10 protein-coding genes are annotated in these 9,246 nt (G+C 53.0%); 8 read left to right on the top strand and 2 right to left on the bottom strand.

The genetic code is table 11. From position 1 onward, the window contains the following. Window positions 1-33: 33 nt before the first annotated feature. Entirely contained in the window at window positions 34-297 is a 264-nt protein-coding gene (yhcN, locus tag KO1_RS25780; protein WP_004106226.1) for a peroxide/acid stress response protein YhcN, read from the bottom strand. 354 nt (window positions 298-651) lie between these two features. Continuing rightward, window positions 652-1,122 carry a transcriptional regulator ArgR gene (gene argR, locus KO1_RS25785; protein ID WP_004106225.1) on the bottom strand — a complete coding sequence of 157 codons (471 nt, stop codon included), beginning with the start codon at window positions 1,120-1,122 and terminating at the stop codon, window positions 652-654. 411 nt (window positions 1,123-1,533) lie between these two features. On the opposite strand from argR, the gene mdh reads away from it, so the two are divergent. The 8 genes from mdh (at window position 1,534) to oadA (ending at window position 9,234) form a co-directional block, all read left to right on the top strand. Continuing rightward, a complete protein-coding gene (mdh, locus tag KO1_RS25790; RefSeq protein WP_004106224.1) occupies window positions 1,534-2,472 on the top strand; it encodes a malate dehydrogenase in 939 nt (312 codons plus the stop codon). A 132-nt stretch (window positions 2,473-2,604) separates the two neighbouring features. After that, on the top strand, window positions 2,605-3,249 hold the full coding sequence (locus KO1_RS25795) for a GntR family transcriptional regulator (RefSeq protein WP_004106223.1): 645 nt from the start codon (window positions 2,605-2,607) through the stop codon (window positions 3,247-3,249). Then, window positions 3,221-3,886 carry a GntR family transcriptional regulator gene (locus KO1_RS25800; RefSeq protein ID WP_049593656.1) on the top strand — a complete coding sequence of 222 codons (666 nt, stop codon included), beginning with the start codon at window positions 3,221-3,223 and terminating at the stop codon, window positions 3,884-3,886. The genes KO1_RS25795 and KO1_RS25800 overlap by 29 nt, the downstream gene beginning before the upstream one ends. 211 nt (window positions 3,887-4,097) lie before the next feature. Continuing rightward, window positions 4,098-5,366 (top strand): SLC13 family permease, encoded by a 1,269-nt coding sequence (locus KO1_RS25805; protein ID WP_032729210.1) that lies wholly within the window; start codon window positions 4,098-4,100, stop codon window positions 5,364-5,366. Window positions 5,367-5,398: 32 nt separating this feature from the next. After that, window positions 5,399-6,298 carry a L(+)-tartrate dehydratase subunit alpha gene (ttdA, locus tag KO1_RS25810; protein WP_004106220.1) on the top strand — a complete coding sequence of 300 codons (900 nt, stop codon included), beginning with the start codon at window positions 5,399-5,401 and terminating at the stop codon, window positions 6,296-6,298. After that, window positions 6,298-6,915 carry a L(+)-tartrate dehydratase subunit beta gene (gene ttdB, locus KO1_RS25815; RefSeq protein WP_004106218.1) on the top strand — a complete coding sequence of 206 codons (618 nt, stop codon included), beginning with the start codon at window positions 6,298-6,300 and terminating at the stop codon, window positions 6,913-6,915. Before ttdA ends, ttdB begins: the two co-directional genes overlap by 1 nt. A 273-nt stretch (window positions 6,916-7,188) precedes the next feature. Further along, window positions 7,189-7,443 (top strand): oxaloacetate decarboxylase subunit gamma, encoded by a 255-nt coding sequence (locus KO1_RS27770; protein ID WP_004106216.1) that lies wholly within the window; start codon window positions 7,189-7,191, stop codon window positions 7,441-7,443. A 15-nt stretch (window positions 7,444-7,458) separates the two neighbouring features. After that, a complete protein-coding gene (oadA, locus tag KO1_RS25825) occupies window positions 7,459-9,234 on the top strand; it encodes a sodium-extruding oxaloacetate decarboxylase subunit alpha (protein WP_064360169.1) in 1,776 nt (591 codons plus the stop codon). Window positions 9,235-9,246 lie beyond the last annotated feature (12 nt).

A 9,246-nucleotide genomic window follows, 5' to 3' on the forward strand; every position in this document is an offset into this window, starting at 1 on the left:
TCTGTTTAGTTAATGACCGACAATCGTTAAATCTTATTTATACAGTTCAGCCGTTGCGTGCCAGTGGTCACCGGTACGTGCTTCAATAATGCGATAAGAAGAAGCACCTTCTTCCTGCGCTTTTTTGTTCAGCATTTCATGCATATCCATCGGGGAAGAACTTACCGCGCCGACGGAAACGGTGCCGATTGCCTGACGGCCCTGAGCCTGTTCGCTGTTGATAGAGTCAGCGGCAAAGGCGCCAAAGGAGAGAACGGAAAGGATGCTCAATGCAGCTACAGTGGTTTTGATTTTCATGATGTTCACCTCGTCGAATCTTTTTGTTGGGGTCTTTTGTTTCGTGACCCTCATCACAAAATCAAGTATACACTAATAACTGAAAATATTAATACCTTGCTAATTGTTGTTCATGTAAATAATTACAAAGAAACGTCGTTTTTATAACGTATAAGTATTAGAAATGTCATTTTTTCGACATGGATTGCTTTTATAGCTTTTTAAATCATGAAGATAGGATAATTTGATCTTTTGTGCGCTTACGTTAATTTCATCAAGTAAATGAATGTATAGAAGCGGAAAAACACACAAAATGTTAAAGGAATGATAATTTTTTGAAGGGTTCCCCTCTGGCGTTAACCTGAGGGGAGGGGATCAGAGTTCTTGCTCAAACAGAACAAGAATGGCGTCATGCAGCTCTTTAACGGTAAAACCTCTGGCGGGGGTGGTAAAGATGGTGTCATCACCAGCAATACTCCCGAGGATGCCTTCAGCCTTGCCAAGCGAGTCGAGAAGCCGGGCGATAAGCTGTGCCGCGCCAGGGCTGGTGTGAATGACCACGACTGAATCGTTATAATCGATATCCAGCACCAGATTTTTCAGCGGGCTGGAGGTCGTCGGGACGCCAAGCTCGGCGGGCAGGCAGTAAACCATTTCCATTTTGGCGTTGCGCGTGCGTACAGCGCCAAATTTGGTGAGCATACGTGAGACTTTCGATTGGTTGATATTATCGAAGCCTTCTTCCTGTAGTGCCTGGACGATTTCACCTTGAGAGCTGAATTTTTCTTCTTTAAGCAGCGCTTTAAACGCTTTAACCAGTTCTTCTTGTTTTGCCGAACTTCGCATAAGTCACCCAATTATGGTGGTAAAAACAACATCATTATGCATAACAATGCATTTTTATGCAAATAATCCACAGGGGAGAAGCGTAAATAATGTTATGAAGGGCGCATATTTTAGCAAAAAACTCTAATAAGGAACATGCCTTCGTCACGGCGTGTGAGTTGCTACAAAAGTAAATGAAATGTTATTAAATGATGTTGTTCTGCTCAATACGCTGGGTGTATTGTAACCAATAGTCGATCCGGTACTACTTTGCTGGATGGTCAGTCTCAGGGAGGAAAATGCGAAGCTGCTGCATCGCTGCGCACGACCACGCATTCTTCAGCCATACTTATTGTAATTGTTCATCTTGTGAATTAAGGTCCAGGCGACGGAGTAACGAAAGATTATTTTAACCATAATAAGGAGTTTAGGATGAAAGTTGCAGTCCTCGGCGCCGCTGGTGGAATTGGCCAGGCGCTTGCCCTACTACTTAAGACCCAACTGCCTTCAGGTTCAGAACTCTCGTTGTACGACATCGCTCCGGTAACTCCGGGCGTGGCGGTTGATCTTAGCCATATCCCTACCGATGTAAAAATCAAAGGTTTTTCCGGCGAAGACGCCACCCCTGCACTCGAAGGCGCGGATGTGGTGCTGATATCCGCGGGCGTAGCGCGTAAGCCCGGTATGGATCGCTCCGATTTATTTAACGTTAACGCCGGTATTGTGAAAAATCTGGTTCAGCAAATTGCTAAAACCTGCCCGCAGGCCTGCGTCGGGATTATCACCAACCCGGTGAATACCACCGTGGCGATTGCCGCAGAAGTGCTGAAAAAAGCCGGCGTTTACGACAAGAACAAGCTGTTTGGCGTAACCACGCTGGATATTATCCGCTCGAATACCTTTGTGGCGGAACTGAAAGGCAAATCTTCATCCGATGTTGAGGTTCCGGTAATCGGCGGCCACTCAGGCGTAACTATTCTTCCTTTATTATCACAAATTCCAGGCGTGAGCTTCAGCGAGCAGGAAGTGGCGGATCTGACTAAACGTATTCAAAACGCCGGTACTGAAGTCGTTGAAGCCAAAGCTGGCGGCGGCTCAGCAACCCTGTCGATGGGTCAGGCCGCAGCCCGATTTGGTCTCTCTTTAGTTCGCGCCATGCAGGGAGAGAAAGGGGTGGTGGAATGCGCCTACGTGGAAGGTGATGGTCAATATGCCCGTTTCTTCTCTCAGCCGCTACTGCTGGGGAAAAATGGCGTAGAGCAGCGTCAGCCTATTGGCAAACTCAGTGCGTTTGAGCAACAGGCGCTTGAAGGGATGCTGGATACGTTGCAGAAAGATATCGCCCTTGGCGAAGATTTTGTGAATAAATAATCTGGCATAAAAAGAGAAGCCGGGACCTGGGTTCCGGCTTTTTTATGGTTTTCTCCTGCCTCTGAATGACTCACCCGCCTGGTAAATCTGCTAAACTCCCCCGCGTCTTAAGCGGCTACAAATGAGGACATCGTGAAAAAAATTGAAAGAAAGCAGACCAGGGACCACATTACTCAGATGATCCGTTATGAGATCCTTTCCGGTGGGATGAAACCCGGAGAGGAGCTTGCGCAGGAAAGTATTGCGGAACAGCTGGGGCTCTCTCGTATGCCGGTTCGGGAAGCGCTACAGGCCCTTGAGCAGGAAGGGTTTCTGGTGCGCTTGCCAAACCGCCATATGCAGGTCGCGAAGCTGGAGCCTGACCATGTCAGCCACATTTTTCGGGCAATTGCGGTGATGGCCACGGAGCTTTTTTTATTGGTGCCCGCGGCGGCAGGCGAATCGCTCGCTGCGCGCGCGCGCGCGCTGGCGCATCCGGGTGAGCGGTCGCGGGAGTTGGCGTTCCACCAGACGCTAATTTCATATATTGATAACCGCTATCTGCAAAAGATTTATCAGCAGTTTTTGGATGGCTATATCAGCTATGTCATTCTGTATCTGAAAGAGGATAATCAGGAGTCGGCGCAAATACTCAGCTCTCTGATGGACGCTATCCGTCGGGGCGATGGTGATGAGATCGCGCAGGAAACGCAGCGTTATTTCCTCTCTCTGGCAGAAATAATGCGTCAACACATGAAGGATTGGGAAAGTGCAGAAGCCTCGATTAGGGAAAATTAAGCTTCTTTCAGCGAAAGAGCAGGTCGCGGCAGTATTACGTAAAGCTATACTGTCGCGCGATTTAGTTGAAGGGCAAGAAATTACCCTTGAAGGGATCGCCAGCATGGTCGGCGTCTCCAGTATGCCCGTGCGTGAAGCATTTCAGATCCTGGCCGCGGATGGGCTGATTAAAGTCCGGCCCAATAAAGGGGCGGTCGTGCTGGGGATTAACGAACAAACGATTCGCGAGCATTATGAGATTCGCGCGCTGCTGGAGAGTGAAGCGGTCGCTAAAGCCTCTCATCCCGGGACGGATATTTCGCGAATTGCCGAAGTGCACTACTCAGCAGAAAAAGCGCTGGCCGAAAATAACTCGGCTGAATATTCCGACATGAATCAGGCCTTTCATATGGAGATATGGAATGCGGCCGGAAATGCTAAAATGAAGCTCTTGCTCAGCAATATGTGGAACGGGCTGTCGATGGGACATAAGGTCACTGAGGAAGAGTACGCTTCCATTTCGATACGCGAGCACAAGGGCATTTTACAGGCCCTGGAGCTGCATGATGAAGAGCTGGCGCGCCTGCGAATGCGCGAACATATTATCCGTTCGATGGAGAATATGCTGACGCGCTACGTTGACGATCCCGGCGCTTGACGCCCCCCGCCTGTACGATCGCTACAGGCGTCTTACTTATTTATCTGCTCAATTAATTACGCTAAGTGACTGCTTTTGCGATATTTTGATAAAGATCGCACTCCTGACGCTTTCCTGAAAAACGCATTGACTTACTCTTTGCATGGGAATAATTTCCCTCTCGTCAATATTGGATACAATATCATATATCATTGATGGGACAATTATAAATATGGAACCGATTACCATTACTCTATGTTTGCTGGTGTTTGCTATCGCCATGTTCGTGTGGGAGAAAATTCCCCTTGCGGTCACTTCGATGGTGGTTTGCGTAGCGCTGGTTCTCACCGGCGTACTTGACCTCAAACAGGCTTTTGCCGGCTTTATCGACACCAACGTTATTCTTTTCGTCGCTATGTTCATCGTCGGCGGCGCGCTATTTGAAACCGGGATGGCGAATAAAGTTGGCGGCGTGATTACGCACTTCGCCAAAACTGAAAAGCAGCTGATTTTCACGATTATGGTGGTGGTCGGCGTGATGTCCGGCTTTCTTTCAAATACCGGTACTGCCGCAGTATTGATCCCCGTCGTCATCGGCGTGGCGGCGAAATCCGGCTTTACCCGTTCTCGTCTGCTGATGCCGCTGGTTTTTGCCGCAGCGCTTGGCGGCAACCTGTCGCTGATCGGCGCGCCGGGCAATCTGATTGCACAATCGGCGTTGCAGAATATCGGCAGCGGTTTCGGATTTTTTGAATATGCCAAAGTGGGTCTACCGATGCTGGTTTGCGGCATCATTTATTTCCTGACGATTGGCTATAAGTTTCTGCCCAATAACCCGAATAGCAGCGAAGTCGGCAGCATCGGTGAACAGCGCGATTACAGCCACGTTCCGCGCTGGAAGCAGATCCTGTCGCTGGTCGTTTTGATTGCCACGATCCTGGGCATGATTTTCGAAAAACAGACCGGTATTAGCCTGGCGGTAGCGGGCTGTATTGGCGCGCTGGTGCTGGTAATCACCGGGGTGCTGAGCGAAAAGCAGGCCTATAAAGCCATTGATTCACAAACTATTTTTATCTTCGGCGGCACCCTGGCGTTAGCAAAAGCGCTGGAAATGACCGGTGCCGGAAAGCTGGTTGCCGATCAGGTTATCGGCATGCTGGGGAACAACTCTTCGCCATTCATGCTGCTGGTGGTGGTTTTCGCACTATCCGTCGTTATGACCAACTTTATGTCCAATACTGCGACCGTTGCGCTTTTGGTACCGGTGAGCCTGTCGATTGCTGCCGGTATGGGGGCCGATCCGCGCGCCGTGCTGATGGCCACGGTGATTGGCAGTTCCTGCGCCTATGCCACCCCAATCGGTATGCCTGCCAACATGATGGTGCTGTCGGCGGGTGGATATAAGTTTGTCGACTATGCCAAATCCGGCATCCCTCTGATTATCGTTTCCACCATTGTCAGCCTGATTCTGCTGCCAATCCTTTTCCCGTTTCATCCGTAACTCACGGAAGCTGTTCTGACTAAGGAGCATTTATGAGCAAAAGTGAACAGATATCCCATATGACCAATATTATGGCCAAGTTTGTGGGATACACCGGCAAAGTCTTGCCCGATGACGTCACTGCAAAACTGGAAGATTTGCATAAAAAAGAGACCAGTAAACTGGCCGACGTCATCTTTACGACCATGATTGAGAACCAGCGCCTGGCGAAAGAGCTGGATCGTCCTTCCTGCCAGGATACCGGGGTGATTCAGTTTCTGGTGGAGTGCGGGGCGAACTTCCCGCTGATCGGCGAACTGGAAGCGCTGCTGCGTGAAGCGGTGATCAAAGCGACCGTCGATTCTCCGCTGCGCCATAACAGCGTCGAAACTTTTGATGAATACAATACCGGCAAAAACGTGGGTAAAGGGACGCCGACGGTATTCTGGGAGATTGTCCCGGATTCCGACCAGTGCAGCATTTATACCTATATGGCGGGCGGCGGCTGCTCCCTGCCGGGGAAAGCGATGGTGCTGATGCCGGGCGCGGGTTATGAAGGCGTCACTCGCTTTGTCCTCGATGTGATGACCAGCTATGGCCTGAACGCGTGTCCGCCGCTGCTGGTGGGCGTGGGCGTGGCGACTTCCGTTGAAACGGCGGCGCTGCTGTCGAAAAAAGCGCTGATGCGTCCGATTGGTTCGCATAATGAGAATGAGCGTGCGGCTTCGCTGGAAAAAATGCTTGAAGACGGCATCAATAAAATTGGCCTCGGGCCGCAGGGCATGTCCGGTAATACTTCCGTTATGGGCGTGAATATTGAAAACACCGCGCGCCATCCATCCACCATCGGAGTGGCGGTGAACGTCGGCTGCTGGTCGCACCGTAAAGGGCATATCGTTTTTGATAAAGACTTGAACTACACCATTACGTCTCACAGCGGAGTGAATTTCTGATGACTAAAAAAATTCTTACCACGCCAATTAAAGATGAAGATTTAGCCGATATTAAAGCTGGCGATATTATTTACCTCAATGGCCATATTGTTACCTGTCGCGATGTGGCGCACCGTCGCTTAATTGAAGGTGGCCGCGAATTACCCGTAGACGTTAACGGTGGCGCTATTTTGCACGCTGGTCCAATCGTCCGCCCAATTAAAGGCGAAGACGATAAGTTTGAAATGGTCTCCGTTGGTCCAACCACCAGTATGCGCATGGAAAAATTCGAAAAAGAATTCATTGCCAAAACGGGTGTGAAATTAATCGTTGGTAAAGGCGGAATGGGGAAAGGCACCGAAGAGGGCTGTGCGGAGCATAAAGCGCTGCACTGCGTATTCCCGGCAGGCTGTGCGGTAGTGGCGGCAGTATGCGTGGAAGAGATTGAAGATGCGCAGTGGCGCGATCTGGGAATGCCGGAAACGCTGTGGGTATGCCGGGTGAAAGAGTTTGGCCCGTTAATTGTTTCTATTGATACGCATGGTAATAACCTGTTTGAACAGAACAAAGTTATTTTCAATCAGCGTAAAGAGATTGTCGCTGATGAAATATGCCAGAACGTAAGTTTTATCAAATAATCTGATTTATATCATTCGCACGATAATGATGGCGTTATGTTTATGACGGTAATAAACAGGGACTCTGACCGGGGCGGTTCAGGGAAATCCACCCTTATTATTTTCGTTATATACCCCATGGATTTTGAGTTGCTTTGAGGCGGCAAGAGAGAATCCCAGGAGCTTACTCAAGTAAGTGACTGGGGTGAATGAACCTGGCCAACAAAGAAGCAACTTGAAAGACGACGGGGATAAATAACATCATTATCGTGCCTCCTGCTCGAAGGCTATTCTATGACTGATGCAGCACTGCTATTAGGCGAAGGCTTCACCCTGATGTTCCTCGGCATGGGGTTCGTGCTGGCGTTTCTGTTTCTGCTGATTTTCGCCATTCAGGGCATGTCCGCCGCCGTCAACCGCTTCTTCCCCGAACCGGCTGTCGCGCCGAAGGCGGCACCTGCGCCCGCCGCCGCGCACGCTGACGATTTCGCCCGCTTGAAGCCGGTGATTGCCGCCGCTCTCCACCACCATCGCCGACTTAACCCTTAATTCACGGAGGAATCCATGACCGTTGCCATTACCGATGTCGTCCTGCGCGACGCCCACCAGTCCCTTTTCGCCACCCGCCTGCGCCTTGACGATATGCTGCCGGTTGCCGCTCAGCTCGACGACGCGGGCTACTGGTCCCTTGAATGCTGGGGCGGCGCCACCTTTGACGCCTGCATCCGCTTCCTCGGCGAGGACCCCTGGGTCCGCCTGCGCGAGCTCAAAAAGGCCATGCCGAAGACCCCCCTGCAGATGCTGCTCCGCGGCCAGAACCTCCTCGGCTACCGCCACTACGCCGATGACGTGGTGGAGCGCTTCACTGAGCGCGCCGTCAAAAACGGCATGGACGTGTTCCGCGTCTTCGACGCCATGAACGACCCGCGCAATATGAAAGCCGCCCTGCAGGCCGTCCGCAGCCACGGCGCCCACGCCCAGGGGACGCTCTCGTACACCACCAGCCCGGCGCACACGCTACAGACCTGGCTGGACCTGACCGAACAGCTGCTGGAAACCGGCGTCGACTCCATCGCGATTAAAGACATGTCCGGCATTCTCACCCCGGGGGCCGCCTTTGAGCTGGTGAGTGAAATCAAAAAACGCTACGACGTGAAGCTGCACCTGCATGCTCATGCCACCACCGGGATGGCGGAGATGGCCCTGCTGAAGGCCATCGAGGCGGGCGTCGACGGCGTTGATACCGCCATCTCTTCCATGAGCGCCACCTACGGCCACCCGGCCACCGAGGCGCTGGTCGCCACCCTGGCGGGTACTGAGCACGACACCGGGCTGGATATCCTGAAGCTTGAGAGCATCGCGGCGTACTTCCGCGAGGTGCGCAGGAAATACCACGCCTTCGAAGGCCAGCTGAAGGGCACCGACAGCCGTATCCTCGTGGCCCAGGTGCCGGGCGGGATGCTCACCAACCTCGAGGGCCAGCTGAAGCAGCAGAACGCCGCCCACCGTCTGGATGAGGTGCTGGCGGAAATCCCCCGCGTGCGTGAGGACCTCGGCTTCATCCCGCTGGTCACCCCCACCTCGCAGATTGTCGGCACCCAGGCGGTGCTGAACGTCCTGACCGGCGAGCGCTACAAAACCATCGCGAAGGAAACGGCCGGGATTCTGAAAGGCGAATACGGCCACACCCCGGTGCCGGTGAATGCGGCATTGCAGGCCCGCGTGCTGGAAGGGGCAGAAGCCATCACCTGCCGCCCGGCGGATTTACTCAAACCGGAGCTGGCGCAGCTGGAAGCCGATGTTAAACGTCAGGCGCAGGAGAAGGGCATCGTTCTGGCGGAGAACGCCATCGATGACGTGCTGACCGTGGCCCTGTTCCCGCAAATCGGCCTGAAGTTCCTGGCGAACCGCCACAACCCGGCGGCCTTTGAGCCGCTGCCGCAGGCGGAAGACACAAAACCGGCGCCAAAAGCCGATAAACCGGCCGCGTCCGGCGTCTACACCGTGGAAGTGGAAGGTAAAGCCTTTGTGGTGAAGGTCAGCGACGGCGGCGATATCAGCCAGCTGACGGCGGCCGCGCCGGCAGCCTCTTCCGCCCCGGCTCAGGCGGCCGCCCCGGCAGGCGCCGGCACGCCGGTGACCGCGCCGCTGGCGGGCACTATCTGGAAGGTCATTGCCGCGGAAGGCCAGACGGTGGCCGAAGGCGACGTGCTGCTGATTCTGGAAGCCATGAAGATGGAAACCGAAATCCGCGCCGCACAGGCCGGGACCGTGCGCGGTATCGCGGTGAAATCCGGGGATGCGGTGGCGGTGGGCGACACCCTGATGACCCTGGCGTAAGGAAAAGGAACG

The organism is Klebsiella oxytoca NBRC 105695, assembly GCF_001598695.1.
Classification (GTDB): Bacteria; Pseudomonadota; Gammaproteobacteria; order Enterobacterales; family Enterobacteriaceae; genus Klebsiella; species Klebsiella oxytoca.